At 69.5% G+C, this 16079-nt stretch carries 12 protein-coding genes; 4 read left to right on the top strand and 8 right to left on the bottom strand.

Annotation, left to right across the window (positions count from 1 at the left end):
- Nucleotides 1-65: 65 nt before the first annotated feature.
- The 4 genes from ACH65_RS07325 to ACH65_RS07310 form a co-directional block, all read right to left on the bottom strand.
- The gene (locus ACH65_RS07325; protein ID WP_049621930.1) at nt 66-827 is read right to left on the bottom strand and encodes an electron transfer flavoprotein subunit beta/FixA family protein; all 762 of its coding nucleotides are present in this window, start codon (nt 825-827) and stop codon (nt 66-68) included.
- Between the two features lie 147 nt (nt 828-974).
- Nucleotides 975-3809 (bottom strand): rhamnan synthesis F family protein, encoded by a 2835-nt coding sequence (locus ACH65_RS07320; protein ID WP_237561468.1) that lies wholly within the window; start codon nt 3807-3809, stop codon nt 975-977.
- A gap of 118 nt (nt 3810-3927) precedes the next feature.
- Nucleotides 3928-6006 carry a glycosyltransferase gene (locus tag ACH65_RS07315; RefSeq protein ID WP_064504831.1) on the bottom strand — a complete coding sequence of 693 codons (2079 nt, stop codon included), beginning with the start codon at nt 6004-6006 and terminating at the stop codon, nt 3928-3930.
- A gap of 22 nt (nt 6007-6028) precedes the next feature.
- Nucleotides 6029-7630: an electron transfer flavoprotein-ubiquinone oxidoreductase gene (locus ACH65_RS07310; protein WP_049621929.1), complete on the bottom strand. Its 1602-nt coding sequence runs from the start codon at nt 7628-7630 to the stop codon at nt 6029-6031.
- Between the two features lie 318 nt (nt 7631-7948).
- On the opposite strand from ACH65_RS07310, the gene ACH65_RS07305 reads away from it, so the two are divergent.
- Both ACH65_RS07305 and ACH65_RS07300 read left to right on the top strand, forming a co-directional pair.
- Nucleotides 7949-9346: an amidase gene (locus ACH65_RS07305; protein ID WP_049621928.1), complete on the top strand. Its 1398-nt coding sequence runs from the start codon at nt 7949-7951 to the stop codon at nt 9344-9346.
- A 376-nt stretch (nt 9347-9722) separates the two neighbouring features.
- Entirely contained in the window at nt 9723-10382 is a 660-nt protein-coding gene (locus ACH65_RS07300; RefSeq protein ID WP_049621927.1) for an alpha-ketoglutarate-dependent dioxygenase AlkB family protein, read from the top strand.
- Here the strand turns inward: ACH65_RS07300 and ACH65_RS07295 are convergent.
- The 4 genes from ACH65_RS07295 to ACH65_RS07280 are packed head-to-tail and all read right to left on the bottom strand — an operon-like array spanning nt 10318 to nt 13838.
- Nucleotides 10318-10953 carry an ABC-type transport auxiliary lipoprotein family protein gene (locus tag ACH65_RS07295; RefSeq protein WP_049621926.1) on the bottom strand — a complete coding sequence of 212 codons (636 nt, stop codon included), beginning with the start codon at nt 10951-10953 and terminating at the stop codon, nt 10318-10320. The two genes, ACH65_RS07300 and ACH65_RS07295, sit on opposite strands and share 65 nt — an antisense overlap.
- The gene (locus ACH65_RS07290) at nt 10950-11888 is read right to left on the bottom strand and encodes an MlaD family protein (RefSeq protein ID WP_049621925.1); all 939 of its coding nucleotides are present in this window, start codon (nt 11886-11888) and stop codon (nt 10950-10952) included. The genes ACH65_RS07295 and ACH65_RS07290 overlap by 4 nt, the downstream gene beginning before the upstream one ends.
- Before the next feature lie 4 nt (nt 11889-11892).
- A complete protein-coding gene (locus ACH65_RS07285) occupies nt 11893-12699 on the bottom strand; it encodes an ABC transporter ATP-binding protein (protein ID WP_049621924.1) in 807 nt (268 codons plus the stop codon).
- Nucleotides 12696-13838, bottom strand: a complete 1143-nt coding sequence (locus tag ACH65_RS07280; protein ID WP_049621923.1) for an ABC transporter permease — start codon at nt 13836-13838, stop codon at nt 12696-12698. The genes ACH65_RS07285 and ACH65_RS07280 overlap by 4 nt, the downstream gene beginning before the upstream one ends.
- A 144-nt stretch (nt 13839-13982) precedes the next feature.
- Here ACH65_RS07280 and gcvT point away from each other — a divergent pair, with 144 nt between their 5' ends.
- Together gcvT and gcvH are read left to right on the top strand one after the other, a co-directional pair.
- Nucleotides 13983-15083, top strand: a complete 1101-nt coding sequence (gene gcvT, locus ACH65_RS07275) for a glycine cleavage system aminomethyltransferase GcvT (RefSeq protein WP_049621922.1) — start codon at nt 13983-13985, stop codon at nt 15081-15083.
- Between the two features lie 96 nt (nt 15084-15179).
- The gene (gcvH, locus tag ACH65_RS07270) at nt 15180-15575 is read left to right on the top strand and encodes a glycine cleavage system protein GcvH (protein WP_049621921.1); all 396 of its coding nucleotides are present in this window, start codon (nt 15180-15182) and stop codon (nt 15573-15575) included.
- The last annotated feature ends 504 nt before the right edge of the window (nt 15576-16079 follow it).

The following is a 16079-nucleotide window of genomic DNA, read 5'->3' as shown; positions in this document are numbered from 1 at the left end:
TGGGGATGCAGCGGCTTTTATTGAAGAGTCCGGCCATGGATGGCCGGTTTCCTGATCAGGGATGATCACAAAAGGCCCTTCTGCTTCAACGCCGCGACCAGCTCGGTCGCATCCTTCACCATCACGCCGCGGCTGCGCTTGGGCGGCGCGGCGTAGTGCGTGGTCTTGAGGTGGTCGTTGGCTTCGATGCCGAGCGAGGCGAACTCGATGGTGTCGATCGGCTTGGCCTTGGCCTTCATGATGTCCGGCAGCTTGATGAAGCGCGGCTCGTTGAGGCGCAGGTCGGTGGTGATCACGGCGGGCAGTTCCACCTCGATCACCTCGAGGCCGGCATCCACCTCGCGGGTCACTGTGGCCTTGCCGTCGGCGCCGCTCTCAACCGAAATGTCGACCTTGCTGGCGAAGGTGGCCTGCGGGCGGTCCCATAGCGTGGCGAGCATCTGGCCGGTCTGGTTGGCATCGTCGTCGATGGCCTGCTTGCCGGTGATGACCAGGCCCGGCTGCTCCTTCTCCACCAGCCTCTGGAACACGCGCGCGGCGGTGAGCGGCTGCACGGCGGCATCGGTGACCACGTGGATGGCGCGGTTGGCGCCCATCGCCAGGCCGTTGCGCAGGTGCGCCGTGAGATCGGCCGGGCCGATGGCGACCACCACGACCTCGGTCGCCACGCCCTTCTCGCGCAGGCGCAGGGCTTCCTCCAGCGCGATGTCGTCGAACGGGTTGGCGGAGAGCTTGACGCCGTCGGTCACCACGCCGGTGCCGTCGGGCTTGACCTGGATGCGGACGTTGTAGTCCACCACGCGCTTGTAGCCGACAAGAATCTTCATCTGCGGGTCCTTACGGTTGATTGCCGCCTTTGGGCGGCATGCAATGCGCTAGTGTAGCGTTTTTCAAACGATTGCTTGAATTCCGGCTGGCGGTATACGCCGCGGCCAATGAGCCATCGCACACCGCCTGGACGCCGAGGGAATGGCTCATCGAACGGGATGGGATAGGGTTGGGACTTCACCACGGCCGGTGTAGTGATCCTCAACCTGCAGTGTCGCGCCCCATGTGGCCAATCGCCAGCGGCCGGAGCCTACGCAGCGCAGCGGCTCTTGCACCAGTATGGGGTCAAGCTCGAGTTCGAGCGCATCGTCGCCTGCGACGGTGCAGATATCGCGGACAAAACGCTCGGCGCCGGCATGGATGCGCTCCAGTAGCGGCCAGTTCGTTTGGCTAGCGGCAGCCTCCCGGAATATCGCTTGCAACCCCTTGCTTTCGCTGTGCTCGAAGTGCGAAAACTGGCCGTCTGGCGAGGTGAGGATCGATTCCAGAAGCAGGTGATGCTCCATCACGGGCGACGATGCCTGTGTGTCGGCATCGTGAAAGCGGGCGCTGGTCCAGCCGGTGCTGTCGCCCCGTGCTTCCTTCCGCTTGATCGCGAAATAGGCGCCGCCCAGCTTCTGCCCGGTGATTTGCGTCAAGCGCGCCTGAATTGTCCCGGCATAACCGATGTCGGCAACGATGGGCGCCTCGGCGGCATCGATCTGCTGTTCTTTCCAGTAGGCCAGATAGGCGGACCGCTCCTCTTCGGCGATTTCCAGAATGGCAGGCATGGCAGGATGCAGCCATTCGACCAGACGCTGTGCCATTTCTGGCAGGTACACCTCCTCACTGGCGGCCACGGGCTCCAGCATCTGCATGGCCGCGGTGGCGGCACGAGAGCCCAGTCTGGCTTCAAGGAGGACATCGAGAGGCCCCGTATAGGGACTGTTGAAAATCTTCAGCAGATCGTCCGGTCGACGGATGCTGGGAGTGCCGACGCCGCGGCGGGAAGCCAGCAGGTAGATGCCTTTGACCGGCTTTAGCTCAGGTACGAAGCTTTGCAGAATCGCATAGGCGCGATGAAGCACATAGCCTTCCCGGCTAAGGAACAACAAAGCCCGGCTGCCTTGGCTCAGGGCAAGGCGTGCCAGCCAGCTGAGGTAGTCCGTCAGCAATGGCCCCAGGACCACGTAACCGAAGGTTTCCGGGCTATCGAGCTGCAATGAATGAGCGAGCGCCTCGGGGTGCCGGTCGCCGAGTTCGGCGAAACGGTTGGCGATCAGTCCCAGCCATAGCTGATCTTGCCAGCGTTCGCGCTGTGCCTGCCTGGGGCGCAGGCTCCGTAAAGCCGGTACGACAGACAACAGGGCGCTGGGGCGCAATACGTGCACGGGGTGGATGAATCCCAATGCTTGTGGGAGCTGCACGTCGGCGTGTTCGTTGTCGCCGACATGCAGCCAGTGCCGGGGAGCAACCTGCTCGAGCTCGGGCAAGCGTTGCCAGGCTTCGCCCGTATCCTTGCGCCATCCGGTTTCGCATGAGATGTAGAGCTGTTCGACCAGTCCGCTGACGGTATCCGGCATGGTCTGGCGGAGTTCGGCGGTGTCCATGTACATGTCGGATACGCCGATGATCCGTTTATGGCCCGCTTGGATCAGTCGACGCAGGGCCTCCACCATGGCAGGGCGGGGCCGCAGCTGTTGGCGTTCGAACGACAGTTCGAACGAGCGCAATTGCTCGGCGAGCGACGGCGACAGGCCCGGCTTCCTGCCCATGGCCCGGTAGATTTCCGCGCAACTGACGTCGCGCCCCAGGCGGGCGCGCTCGCTCGCCTCGACGTCTGCCCGTAGCGCGGCGAATTGGCTCAATCCGAACCGCTTCTCGACCAGATAGGACAAATAGGTCCGGGATCCTGCGGGTTCGAGAAAGGGGCGCAGGAGCAAGGTATCGAAGAGGTCGAAGGAGATCAGCTCCGCCTCGATCGCGGCGTAGTCGAGCCGCGCCGAAACCGGCATGTTGAAATAGGTGTTGCGGTTGCGCTCGCCCTCGACCGACAGTTCAAGCCGGCCGTCGGCAGGAAGGATGCCCAGCAGCATGTCCTGCTTTCTCACCACGAGGCCAAGCAGCCGCTCCAGGGCGTGCTGCAGGGTGCCGTCGGCTTGTCCCCGCTCGGGCGGGAATGCCTGCAAGTCGAGGTCGAGCTCGAACAGTGGCCTGAGCGCCTCGGTGCGGGCCCAGAACATCGAGCCGGCCGGATAATCGAGGTAAGCGCCGGTGTCGACGGCGATGCCGAGCAGCGGGCCCAGCTGGCGAGCCCACTCGGCATTGCCGAGCCAGGTGTGCGCCCACAAGGGCACTGAGCGATAGCTTTCCGGGTAGACCATGCCCAGGCTCGGCTCTGCCCCGAACATGCCGAGAATCCAGCCGATGCGCTCGCGCGAGCCGAGCAGGCCATCCAAGAGATATCGCCGCCAGGGCGTCTGCTCCTGGCCGGTGTAGAGCGACTTCTTGGTGTGCACATGGCAGAAAAGGTCCAGCGCGAGGATTTCCTCGCGGAAGGACAGCAGCATGGGCGCAATGTCGCGTCCGCGATTGGGGACGATACGAACGTGCAAGGCCTCGAGGTTGGGCAGGTCGCGCAGCCGCTCCGTTGCGGCCAACTGCGCCGCTTCGTCCACGACGGAGACCATCAGGGTGTAGGGCAGCGGCAGGCGGGCGAAATCGCGGGCAAATTCCTCGAGCAGGTCCGGATAGTAGACGTGGGCCATCACGCCGATGCGCAGTTGCACTTGCTCGATGGGGACGGCTGGCGGAAAGACCCGGGTCTCGACGGCTTCGAGCTTCTGTGCGGCCTGCCGCGATGCCTGCAGCCGTCGCAAGAAGCCGTTCCAACCCAGCGCACGCAGCACGCGCAGGCTGCGCAGCGCGACCCGGCAAAGGCCTTGCCATCCGCCGCCATGGCGACGGATGGCATCGCGGATATAGATGTAGGCCTTGGACAACGGGCGTTTCATCATCGTCGCCCTGGATTCCAAGCGCGTGGCCGGTAAGCCGTTGGCCGGCCGGTGCCATCCCGGCTTGGGCAAGCAGGCGATGCCGCTCGTGTCGTCATGCGCTTCATCATTCGGTTTCGGCCAGCACGCTGCGCAGCGTCTCTTGAGCCGCCGTAGGCGAGAAGTGCCGCTCGACGTTGGCGAGGGAGGCCTCCGACAGTGTCAGCCAGGTCGGTGCACTCTGTTGAAGTCGGAGTGTCGCCTTGACGAATTCTGCCGGACTATCGGCCAACAGCACATCGCGCCCATCCTCGAGAAACATGCCCTCGACCGCGAGGCCCGTGGCAATCACCGGCAAGCCATAGCTCATCGCCATGTTGACCTTGCCCTTGACGCCGGCGCCGAAGCGCAGCGGGGCGATCGAGGCCAGGCAGCCATCCAGCCACGGGGATAGGTCGGGCACGCGGCCGTGCAGCTCCAGGCCCGGGGTTTGCAGTTCGGCGCGGGCGCTGTCGGGCAGGTCGCCGAGAACATGCACGCGGATGTCGGGAAGGGCCGTGCGCAGCGCGGGCAGGATCTCGCCGGCGATCCAGCGGATCGCGTCGGCATTGGGCGGGTGGCCGTAGCCGCCGATGAAGACCAGGTCGCGGCGGCCGGCATGGGGCTGGCGGCGGCCGTGCACGGGGTGGATGTTGGAGAGCACCTCGACGCGGGCACGCGGCGCGAGTTGCCGGAGCAGGTCGCGCTCGTGCGGGCTCACCACCAGCGTGACGTCGCACTGCTCGACGATGGCCAGTTCGCTGCGCTGGGCGGCCTGGGCCTGGCGCGCCATGGTGGCGTTGCCGGTGAGTTCGGCGGCGCGCTGTTCGCGCAGGAAGTGCAGGTCGACCGTATCGAAGATGAGCCTGGCCTGGGGGGCGTGGCGACGCACCAGGCTGGCATATTGGCCGGCCACGGTGTGGCGGCAGAGCATCACGGCGTGCAGTTCGGGGCCGTGTTCGGCGAGCCATTTCGGCAGTGCGGCAAGCCAGGGGCGGCCCAGCACCGCGGTGCCCAGGGCACCGAGGGCGCGGATTTCCGCTTCGCTCGCCCGGCCATCATCCGGCACGAACGTCACGCTCCAGCCCTGCGCATCGAGCAGGCCGAGGATGGCGCAGAGGCGCAGCGAGCCCGAGTCGCGCGTGGGGTCCGGGGTCATGGCGTCCACGACGAGGATGCGGCCGCGGCGGCGCCAGCGCAGCGCGCGGTCGAGCGGGGTGCCGGCGGGTGGTTGCCCGCGCAGCGCGGCGGCCCATTTCTCGGCGAACTTCGACTGGTTGATGGACTGGTAGCGCTTCATGCCGGCGTCGAGGTCGGTGCCGGCGCTGATGCCCTCGCAGTGGATCACCGTGCTCGACGGCTCGTAGTACACGCGCAGGCCCGCCTGCCGTACGGCGAAGGCGAGGTCGGCGTCTTCGTAATATGCAGGCGCGTAGCGGGTGTCGAAACCGCCCACGCGGCGGAACAGCTCGCGCGGGATCATCAGCGCGGCGCCGCTGACGTAGTCGGTTTCGCGCCGGTAGCGGTAGGCGGGCGTATCGCGCTCTTCGAAGCGCCCGGTGTTCCAGCTGCTGCCGTCGGTGAACACCAGCCCGCCGGCCTCCTGCAGGCGGCCGTCCGGGTACACCAGGCGGCTGCCGGCGATGCCGCAGTCCTTGCGCTCGGCGAAGCAGGCCAGCAGGCCATCCAGCCAGCCCGGTGCGACCTGGGTGTCGTTGTTGAGGAACAAGAGGTAATCGCCGCGGGCCGCTTCGGCGCCGGCGTTGCAGCTACCGATGAAGCCGAGGTTGCGCTGGTTGGAGAGCAGGCGCAGGCCGTCGAGGCGGGCCAGGGTCGCGGCGCTGGCGTCGGGCGAGGCGTCGTCCACCACGATCACCTCGAAGCTCGCCGCGGCGCCGTGGCGGGCGATCGAGCGCAGGCAGGCCAGGGTGTAGGCGAGCTTGCCGTGGACCGGGACGATCACCGAGACCGCCGGAGTTTCCGACGTGGGCAGCGCGAAGGGCGCGAATGGAACGTCCAGCGGTTCCAGCGCCAGCGATTCGTCGGTAGCAGGGCGATGCTCGAACTCCTGGCGCACGCGCGCCAGGGTGCCGCGCCAGCCGCGCAGCGCGAGGCTGCCGCGCAGGCGCTGCAGCAGGTACCGAAGCCGCTTCAGCCGCCAGGACATGCTCAATGGACGAGAAGCCCGCTCACAGGTTCTGGTAATTCGGCCCCGACCCACCCTCCGGCGTCACCCAGGTGATGATCTCGTAGGGGTCCTTGATGTCGCAGGTCTTGCAGTGCACGCAGTTGGCGGCATTGATCTGCAGGCGCTTGCCCGCCTCGTCCTCCACGATCTCGTAGACGTTGGCAGGGCAGAAGCGCTGGCAGGGGTTGCCGTATTCCTCGGCGCAGCGGGTCACGCAGATCGAGGTGTCGGCCACCTTGAGGTGCACGGGCTGGTCTTCGTCGTGCTCGGTGGCGGCGAAGTAGACGCCGGCGAGGCGGTCGCGCGGGGGCAGTTCGCGCTGCACGTAGTCGCGCCTGGGTGCTTCCTGTGCGCCGAGCTTGTGCAGGGCGGACCAGTCGGGCTTGTTCTTCAGCGTCCACGGCGAGGCGCCGCCCACGGCGGTTTCCCAGGCGGCGTTCAACATGCCGAACCACAGGCCCTTCTTGAAGGCGGGCTTGATGTTGCGCACCTGCTTCAGTTCCGCCATCGCCTCGGAGCCGCGCAGCCTGGCGTCGAAGCCGGCGGCGTCGAGGCCCGTGGCGGCGAGGTGTTCGGCGGCCAGCATGCCGGAGCGGATGGCCTGATGCGTGCCCTTGACCTTGGGCACGTTGAGCAGGCCTGCGGTGTCGCCGATCAGCAGCGCGCCGGGCATCTCCACCTTCGGCAGCGACTGGTAGCCGCCGGTGACGATGGCGCGCGCGCCGGCGGAGAGAATGCTGCCGCCTTCGAGCAGCGGCTTCACCGTCGGGTGGTTCTTCCACTGCTGGAAGGCTTCCCACGGCTGGTAGTCGGGGTCGCTGTAGTCCAGGCCGCTGACGTAGCCGAGCGCGATGCGGTCCTGGTCCAGGTGGTAGAGGAAGCTGCCGCCGTAGGTGTGGCTGTCGGCCGGCCAGCCGAAGCTGTGCACGATCTTGCCGGGGCTCACGCGCCCGGCCGGCACCTGCCACAGCTCCTTGATGCCGATGGAGTAGCCCTGCGGGTCGCTGTCCTTGTCGAGCGCGAAGCGCTGGATCAGCTGCTTGGTGAGGCTGCCGCGCGCGCCCTCGGCGAGCACGGTCACGCGGGCCTTGATGTCGATGCCCTGGGTGTAGCCGGGTTTGTGGGCGCCATCCTTCGCCACGCCCATGTCGCCGATGCGCACGCCGGCCACGGCGCCGTGCTCGTCGTAGAGGGTGTCGGCGGCGGCGAAGCCGGGGAACACGTCCACGCCCAGGGCTTCGGCCTGCGGCGCCAGCCACGCGCACAGCGCGCCGAGGGAGACGATGAAGTTGCCGTGGTTCTTCATCGTGGGCGGCACCGGCAGCTTGCGTCCGCCGGTCTTGCTGAGCAGCCAGAACTCGTCCTCGGTCGCCGGCACGCACACCGGCGGCGGGTTGTCGCGCCAGCCGGGGAGCAGGGCGTCCAGCGGCTGCGGCTCGATCACCGCGCCGGAGAGGATGTGCGCGCCGACGGTGGAGGCCTTCTCGATCACGCAGACGGTGACCTCGGGCTTGAGCTGCTTGAGGCGGATGGCGAACGACAGCCCGGCCGGGCCGGCGCCGACCACGACCACGTCGTATTCCATCGTTTCGCGTTCGCTCATGGCGGGCTCCGTCGGCGGCTGCAAGCTGGCTGGGGTAATCCAGTATTGTCCGTAATCGCAGGGCACGCGGCAAACGGCATGGGGCGCCGCCGCTTGCGCCCGCTTTGCCGGCTGGGGCGATAATCGCAGCCGGATCGGCGTGGCATCGCGGCCGGCTCCCCGGCGCGGAAGCGGCCGTGGATGCGGGAGCGGGAGGCCATGATGAAGCAATACGTCGATCCCAAGCTTGGGTTGCCGACGCCATCCTCCCTCGGGGTGGGCGTGGTCCGCCCGGCGCCTTGCCGGGCCGTCGACCCTACCATCCACGCGGGAGAATCCATGAGTGCCATGCCGCCGATCGCCGACCTCGACCTGCGCCGGGCCACGCTGTGCCAGCTGCTGCACTGGCTGGCCGCGGGCCGTACGCGGCCGCGCGTGCTGGCCGAGGCCTACCAGCAGGCGATCGAGCGCATCGACCCCAAGCTCCATGCCTACGTGGACCTGCGCCTGGGCATGCTGCAGGAGCAGGCCGGCACCGCCGAGCATCGCCGCCGCGACGGCGTGATCGGCCGCCTCGACGGCCTGCCGATCGCGCTCAAGGACAACCTCGACATGGCCGGCTGGCCCACCCGCGCCGGCCTGCCCGGGCGCGAGGCGCCGGTGGCGGAGGATTCGCACGCGGTGGCGCGCCTGCGCGCGGCCGGCGCGGTGCTGATCGGCAAGACCAACATGGACGAGGGCGCGCTCGGCGCCGCCACCGACAACCCGCACTTCGGTGCCACCCACAACCCGCACCGCCACGGCTACACGGCCGGCGGTTCCTCCGGCGGTGCGGCCGCGGCGGTGGCGGCGGGGCTGGCGGTGGCGGCGGTGGGGTCGGACAGCCTGGGCTCGATCCGCATTCCCGCCAGCTACTGCGGCGTGTACGCGCTCAAGCCCACCCACGGGGAGATCTCCGCGCGCGGCCTGGTGCCGGCGGCGCGGCGGCTGGACACCGTGGGCATCCTCACCCGCAGCGTGGACGATCTCACCGTGCTGTTGCAGGTGCTGGCCGGCTACGACGCCGACGACCCGCGCTCGCGCCGCCGCCGCGTGGCGCTGGCACCGCCGGACTGGGAGCCGGGCCGGCTGCGCTGCGGCCTGCTGCCGGACCTCGCCGCGGTGGGCGTGGCCCCGGCGGTGATCGAGGTGTTCGAGGCGGCGCTGGCGAAACTGCCGCGCGAACTGGGCGAGCGCCGCACGGTGGATTTCTCCGACTGGGACTTCGCCCGCACCCGCCGCGCCGGCCTGCTGCTGATGGAGGCCGAGATGCTCGGCGCCTTCGCCGCCGACCTGGCCGACACCGAGCGCCCCGTCTCGCCGCGTTTCCGCACCCTGCTCGACTACGCCGCGCGCAAGAGCGCGGCCGACTACGTGGCGGCCGACCGCGTGCTCGACGTCGCCACGCTCAAGATGCGCCGCCTGTTCTCGCAGGTAGACGTGCTGGTGATGCCCACCACGCCGCAGGGTGCCTTCCCGCTCGGCGGCCCGGTGCCGGACAACCAGGCCGACCTCACCGGCTTCGCCAGCCTCGCCGGCTGCCCGGCGGTGAGCCTCCCGATGGGCACCTTGCCCGACGGCCTGCCGATCGGCCTGCAGCTGGTGGGCGCGCGCGGCTCGGACCTGCAATTGCTGGAGCTGGCGCAAGTGTGCGCGGCGACGCTGGATGCGGAGCCGGCGTATCCGGTGATCGTGTAGGTGCGCGAGCGCCGTCGCGCGGGCTGGACGCTTGCACGGCCCTGATGGGATGAAGGGCGTCCAGGCGCCTGCCAACCACCTCGATGCATGGCCGCCATGCTGTAGGAGCGCGCCTTGCGCGCGACAAGCCTGCGCAGCGGAGACGTTGTCGCACCGCGGTCGCGCGCAAGGCGCGCTCCTACACGCGGCCGCGGCGGGTATCGTGAACAAGCTCTAATCAAGAGGGTGTCCGATACATGAAGGCGTTTGATATGAAACGATGTCGGGCCTTGGCCTTTGTCCCAAGCCGCGGCCACGCCTGCCTCTTCGAAAGCGAGCCGTCGCGGCCGCGCTCACCTCGACCTTCTACCCGCTCCGGTGATCCTCGGGAACCCGGATGAGCCTGCGTAACCCGCCCGCGCCCGCCTGGCAACGGCTCGCCTTGCCCGGCGCCGACCTGCAATGGCTGCCGCAATGGTTGGCGCCGGAGGAGGCCGATGCGCTGCTTGCGCAACTGCTGGACACGGTGCCGTGGGAAGTCCACCGCATCCGCCTGTTCGGACGCGAGGTGGCCTCGCCGCGGCTGAGCTGCTGGATCGGCGACCCCGAGGCCGTCTACGTCTACTCGGGCGCGCGCTTCGTGCCGCGACCCTGGCCCGCGGCGCTGCGCGATCTGCGCGGGCGACTGGAAGACGCCTGCGATGCGCGCTTCAACAGCGTGCTCGCCAACCTCTACCGCGACGGCCATGACGCGATGGGCTGGCACAGCGACGACGAGCCGGAGCTCGGCGCGCAGCCGGTGATCGCCTCGCTCAGCCTCGGCGCCGTGAGACGTTTCCGCCTGCGGCGCAAGGACGCCGCCGGCCAAGCGGCGGCCGGCGAGGGGCTCGACCTCGTGCTGCCGCACGGCAGCCTGCTGCGCATGGCCGGCGACACGCAGCGCCTCTACCGGCACGCACTGCCGAGGACGCGCGCGGCCGTCGGGCCGCGGATCAATCTGACCTTTCGCTGGATCGAGCCGGCGCCTGCGCGGCGGCCTGCAAGGTCCAGGGGATGACCGCCGCGGCGAGCTGGTCGCTGGCGGCGCCGAAGGCGGCCACCACCTGCGGCACCTCCTTGCCGGCGGCCGGCACGCGCACGTCGAAGCGGCGCGCGGCGAGGATGCGCTGGGCGCCGCTGCGGATCAGCTGCGCGTCGTAGCGGATCACCACCACCGGGCGGCCGTCCTGGTACTCGGACTGGAAGGCGCGCAGGCTGCCGCCCAGTTCCAGGTCGGCCTGCAGGTTGCCGTCGTCCACGCTGAGCCGGGGCACGCGGCCGCTGGCGAGGAAGGCGTCGAACAGGCGGTCGCGCAGCAGCACCGGGGCGCGGTCGCTCCAGCGCGCGCCCTTGTAGCTGGTGATCTCGTCGGGGCCGGGCAGCACCGCGATGCGCGCGCTGTCCAGGCCGCCGCCGGCCAGCGGGGTGTCGATGCGCAGCGCCCAGGGCAGCGCGGCCGCCGTCGTGTCCGGGTCGTTCGCGGGCGCGGCCGGCAGCCGGTACACGGTGGGCGCCTCGGCCTTGGGCAGCACGGAGCAGGCGCCGAGCAGCAGGCAGCAGGCGGCAAGGCTGGCGAGGCGCGCTCTCATGGCTGGAACTCCTTGGTCTTGTCGCGGCCGAGCAGGTAGCCGGCGGGGTTGTCGTCGAGGCGGCGGGTGATGCCGCGCAGGGTGCCCAGCGTCTGGCGCAGGTCGCGCACGGCGGGGCCGAGGTCGCTCAAGCCGCGCATGCCGCCGTCCAGCGCCTCGCGGTTGTTGCGCAGCAGCTGGTCGAGGCTGTCGGTGGCGCGCTGCACCGAGGCCATCGCCGCCTGCGCGCTGTCCAGGGTGGCGCGGCCCTGCTGGCCGATCAGGGCGTTGCCCTGTTTCGCCAGTTCCTCGGCCTGCGCCAGGGTGGCGTTGGCGGTGCGGCTGGCCTCGGCCAGCTGGCGCAGCAGGGCGCGGATGTCCTCGCGCTGCTCGGCGATGGCGCCGGTGGCCTGGTCGAGGTGGTCGAGCGTGCGGCCGATCTTGGCCACGTTGTCGTCGGACAGCAGCAGCGTGGCGCGCGACACCACCTCGTTGATGTTGGTGAGGATGTCCTCGCCGTTGGCCAGCAGCTTGGTGAGCGGCGAAGGGTCGGCCACGATCACCGGCGGCGCGCCGCTGCGGCTGTGCAGCGGCGGGGAGCGGGGCGAGCCGCCGCTCAGCTGGATGATCGCCAAGCCGGTGACGCCGGTCAGCGCGAGGCGGGCGTGGGTGTCCTGGCGCACCGGCGTGTCCGCGCTCAGGCGGATGGTGGCGAGCACGCGGCGCGGGTCGGCCGGGTCGAGCTTGAGCTGGGTCACCGCGCCCACCTTGATGCCGCTGTACTGCACGGCGGCGCCCTGCGAGAGGCCGGTGACCGCCTCGTTGAACACCACCTGGTAGTCGCGGAAGGCGCGGTCGTTGCTGGACTTGGCCAGCCACAGGCCGAACAGCAGCGCGGCCGCCACCACGATCACCGTGAGCAGGCCGATCACCACGTGATGGGCGCGGGTCTCCATAGCTTCAGCTCCTGGGCCGCGCGTCGGCGGCCGACTGTGCCGCGCGACCGCGCGGACCGTGGAAGTATTCCTGCACCCAGGCGTCGTCGGTGGCCGCCACCACGTCGAGCGTGTCGGTCACCAGCACCTTCTTCTGCGACAGCACGGCGACGCGGTCGCAGATGGTGTAGAGCGTGTCCAGGTCGTGGGTGACCAGGAACACGGTGAGGCCGAGCGCGTCGCGCAGGGTGAGGATCAGCTGGTCGAAGGCGGCCGCGCCGATCGGGTCGAGGCCGGCGGTGGGTTCGTCCAGGAACAGGATGTCCGGGTCGAGCGCCAGCGCGCGCGCCAGCGCCGCGCGCTTGACCATGCCTCCGGAGAGTTCGGCAGGCAGCTTGGCGGCGCTGTCGTTGGGCAGCCCGGCCAGCGCGAGCTTGAGCCGCGCCAGCTTCTCGGCCAGGGCGCGGTCGAGGCCGGCGTGCTCGATCAGCGGGGTGGCGGCGTTCTCGGCCACCGTCTGCGAGGAGAACAGCGCGCCGCCCTGGAACAGCACGCCGAAGCGGCGCTCGATGCGCGAGCGGCGCTCCGGCGGCAGGTCGAGCAGGTCCTCGCCGAACACGCGCACCTGGCCGGCGCTGGGGCGGCGCAGGCCCACGATGGTCCGCAGCAGCACCGACTTGCCGGTGCCCGAGCCGCCCACCACGCCGAGGATCTCGCCGCGGTAGACGTCCAGGTCGAGGTGCTCGTGCACCGTCTGCGCGCCGAAGCGGTTGACCAGGCCGCGTACCTGGATCACCGGCTCGGCCGCTGCGGTTTCCGGTTTCGCGCTCACCAGCCCATCTCCATATAAAAGAGTGCCGCCACCGCATCGACCAGGATCACCATGAAGATCGACTGCACCACGCTGGAGGTGGTGTGCTCGCCCACCGACTGCGCGCTGCCGGAGACCTTGAGGCCCTCGATGCAGCCGATCACCGCGATCAGGAAGGCGAACACCGGCGCCTTCGCCAGGCCCAGCAGGAAGTGCTGCACGCCGACGTCGCTCTTCAGGATGCCGAGGAACATCACCGGCGGGATGTCCAGGATCGCCGCGCAGACCAGGCCGCCGCCCACGATGCCGGCGATCATCGCGATGAAGGTGAGCATCGGCAGCGACACCAGGAGCGCCAGCACGCGCGGCAGCACCAGCAGCTCCATCGGGTCCAGGCCCAGTGCGCGGATGGCGTCGATCTCCTCGTTGGCCTTCATCGCGCCGATCTGCGCGGTGAAGGCGCTGGCGGTGCGGCCGGCCATCAGGATGGCGGTGAGCAGCACGCCGAACTCGCGCAGGAAGGAGAAGCCCACCAGGTTCACCGTGTACACGGTGGCGCCGAAGTCGCGCAGCACGGTGGCGCCCAGGAAGGCCACCACCGCGCCCACCATGAAGGTGAGCAGGGCCACGATGGGGATGGCGTCCATGCCGGTCTGCTCGATGTGCGCGGTGAGCGGCGTGAGGCGCCAGCGGCGCGGGTGGAACAGGTTGCGCGCCAGCGTCTCCAGGGTCAGGCCGATGAAGCCAAGCAGGTAGCGCTGCTGGCCCCACACGTTCTCCACCGCGCCGCCGATGCGCGAGAGCACCTCCAGCACCGCCGGCTGGCGCGACGGGCGGGGCATCGGCTGGCGCCATACCGTGACCGCCTCGCACACGGTCTCGATCAGGGCGCGCCGCGCCGCGGAGAGGTCGGCGGCCTCGCGCGCGAGCTCGCGCAGGCGCTGCGTGCCGACCAGCTCGGACAGGAGGCCCGCGCCGGCGGTGTCCAGCTCGCCGAGCCCGCCGAAATCCACCGCGGTGCGCGCGTCCAGCTTGCCGAACATCGGCGACAGCGTGCGGTACAGCTCGGCCAGGTGCGCCAGCGTCCAGTCGCCGGTGACGCGCAGGCGCGGCGGCGTGCTGACGGTATCGAGCGTGGCCGATCCGGCGTTCGGGGACATGCGTACAGCCTTCCTTGAGGGGACGCGAGACGGAGGCGAGGCGGTGCGCCAGCGTGCCTGTTTCCGCCGCCGATGGAGCGGTGCAGCTTGGATTGCCCCCGGCGAGCCAACGATAATGTGTTTTTCGCCGGGACACATACCGTAATGACCGAGAAGACCGTACTCAACGCCACCCACCGCGCAGCGGGCGCGCGCATGGTCGACTTCGGCGGCTGGGACATGCCGATCAACTACGGCTCGCAGATCGAGGAGCACCACGCGGTGCGCAGCGACGCGGGCATGTTCGACGTCTCGCACATGACGGTGGTGGACCTGCACGGCCCGCGTACCCGCGACTTCCTGCGCCACCTGCTGGCCAACAGCATCGACAAGCTCAAGGTCACCGGCAAGGCGCTGTACTCGTGCATGCTCGACGAGCAGGGCGGGGTGATCGACGACCTCATCGTCTACTACTTCGACGAGGGCCACTACCGGCTGGTGGTGAACGCCGCCACCCGCGCCAAGGACCTGGCCTGGATCGCACGGCAGGCCGAGCCCTACGGCGTGGAAGTGAAGGAGCGCCCCGACTTTGCCATGGTCGCGGTGCAGGGCCCCAATGCCCGCGCCAAGGTGCTCGACCTGCTGCACGAGGCCGACCGCGAGCGCATCGCCAGGCTCGGCCGCTTCGCCGCCGCCGCCGCGCAGGGCCCGCACGGCATCCCGCTGTTCGTGGCGCGCACCGGCTACACCGGCGAGGACGGCTTCGAGATCCTCGTGCCCGAGCCGCACGCGGTGGCCCTGTGGAACGCGCTGGCCGCCGCCGGCGTGCGGCCCTGCGGCCTGGGCGCGCGCGACACGCTGCGGCTGGAGGCAGGCATGAACCTCTACGGCCAGGACATGGACGAGAGCGTCTCGCCGTGGGAGGCGGGCCTGGCCTGGACGGTGGCGCTGGACGCGGGCCGCGACTTCATTGGCCGCGATGCGCTGGAGCGGCAGCAGGCCGCCGGCGTGCCGCGCGCCATGGTCGGCCTGGTGATGGAGGAGAAGGGGGTGCTGCGCCACGGCCAGAAGGTGCTCACCGACAACGGCGAGGGCGAGATCCTCTCCGGCACTTTCTCGCCCACCCTGGGCAAGGCCATCGCCTTCGCGCGCATTCCCGCCGGCGAGCCGGGCGCGGTGCGGGTGGACATCCGCGGCCGCGAGGTGCCGGTGCGGGTGGTGAAATACCCCTTCGTGCGCGACGGCAAGGCCTGCGAAGGCGTGTGAGCCACATCGGCATGCCGCCCGATGCGTGGCCTGTCATCCGATGCGGTTAGAATCACGCCCTTCTCCAACACAAACTCTGCGACGACTGGACCGACCATGAGCGAGATTCCCGGCGATCTGAAATTCCTCAAGTCCCACGAGTGGGCCCGCGTCGAAGACGATGGCCTGGTGCGCGTGGGCATCTCCGACCACGCGCAGAGCCAGCTCGGCGACCTGGTCTACGTCGAGCTGCCCGAGGTGGGCGCCAGCGTGAAGGCCGGCAGCGGCGTGGCCGTGGTGGAATCGGTGAAGGCCGCCTCCGACATCTACTCGCCGGTGTCCGGCGAAGTGGTCGAGGTCAACGAGCTGCTCGGCGACAAGCCCGAGACCATCAACGAGGACGCCTTCGGCGAGGGTTGGATCTTCGCCGTGCGCGCCAGCAACCGCGAGGAGTTGAACGAGCTGCTCGACGCCGACGCCTACGCCGAGCTGGTCGAGAACGAAGAGCACTGACCGGCGCCGCCGGTTTGCGAACGCCGACGGCCGCCTAGACGGCCGTCGGCGTTTCTGTGTCGGGGAAGCCGCGCCGCCGCGGAGAAAGTTGCGGGGCGGGCGAGGCGGCGATCGGGACGTGGTTCGCATCGCGGAGCCGGCCTGGTCGCCCCGTCGACCGACGCCGCCGAGGGCGCCTCCGGTCGAGAACCGTTCATGCGCAGGGCGGGTTCGGGCGGGGCTCCCGCGATGCGCGACGCGGGTCGCCGTCGCGTTGGTCGCTCGACGCTTCGCGTCGGCGATAAGTCCGCAAAGCCTTGTGCCATGCGGGTTTCGGCGATACGGTTATTTTTAGGCGATTATCGTATGGATGTATAGACGTCCAAAACAAATCAAACACGAATGCCCGGAAGGCCTTGTCGCGCCGGGCTTTTCGGCTCTTCCTGGGGCGGATGAAAAGGCCTGATTGCGAGGCTAAAATCAATTGACAGCTGAAACCTTCAGGAATAGCTTTCGCTTCGGAAT

It is taken from the genome of Frateuria defendens (assembly GCF_001182895.1).
GTDB classification, from domain to species: Bacteria; Pseudomonadota; Gammaproteobacteria; order Xanthomonadales; family Rhodanobacteraceae; genus Frateuria_B; species Frateuria_B defendens.
This window is presented reverse-complemented; position numbering and strand designations above follow the sequence as displayed.

Excerpts from the sequence above, each read along its gene's own strand:
- ACH65_RS07300 (WP_049621927.1), top strand. The coding sequence starts at position 9,723 with ATGAGCCTGCGTAACCCGCCCGCGCCCGCCTGGCAACGGCTCGCCTTG.
- ACH65_RS07325 (WP_049621930.1), bottom strand. The coding sequence starts at position 827 with ATGAAGATTCTTGTCGGCTACAAGCGCGTGGTGGACTACAACGTCCGC.
- ACH65_RS07305 (WP_049621928.1), top strand. The coding sequence starts at position 7,949 with ATGAGTGCCATGCCGCCGATCGCCGACCTCGACCTGCGCCGGGCCACG.
- ACH65_RS07280 (WP_049621923.1), bottom strand. The coding sequence starts at position 13,838 with ATGTCCCCGAACGCCGGATCGGCCACGCTCGATACCGTCAGCACGCCG.
- ACH65_RS07290 (WP_049621925.1), bottom strand. The coding sequence starts at position 11,888 with ATGGAGACCCGCGCCCATCACGTGGTGATCGGCCTGCTCACGGTGATC.
- ACH65_RS07310 (WP_049621929.1), bottom strand. The coding sequence starts at position 7,630 with ATGAGCGAACGCGAAACGATGGAATACGACGTGGTCGTGGTCGGCGCC.
- gcvH (WP_049621921.1), top strand. The coding sequence starts at position 15,180 with ATGAGCGAGATTCCCGGCGATCTGAAATTCCTCAAGTCCCACGAGTGG.
- ACH65_RS07315 (WP_064504831.1), bottom strand. The coding sequence starts at position 6,006 with ATGTCCTGGCGGCTGAAGCGGCTTCGGTACCTGCTGCAGCGCCTGCGC.
- ACH65_RS07295 (WP_049621926.1), bottom strand. The coding sequence starts at position 10,953 with ATGAGAGCGCGCCTCGCCAGCCTTGCCGCCTGCTGCCTGCTGCTCGGC.
- gcvT (WP_049621922.1), top strand. The coding sequence starts at position 13,983 with ATGACCGAGAAGACCGTACTCAACGCCACCCACCGCGCAGCGGGCGCG.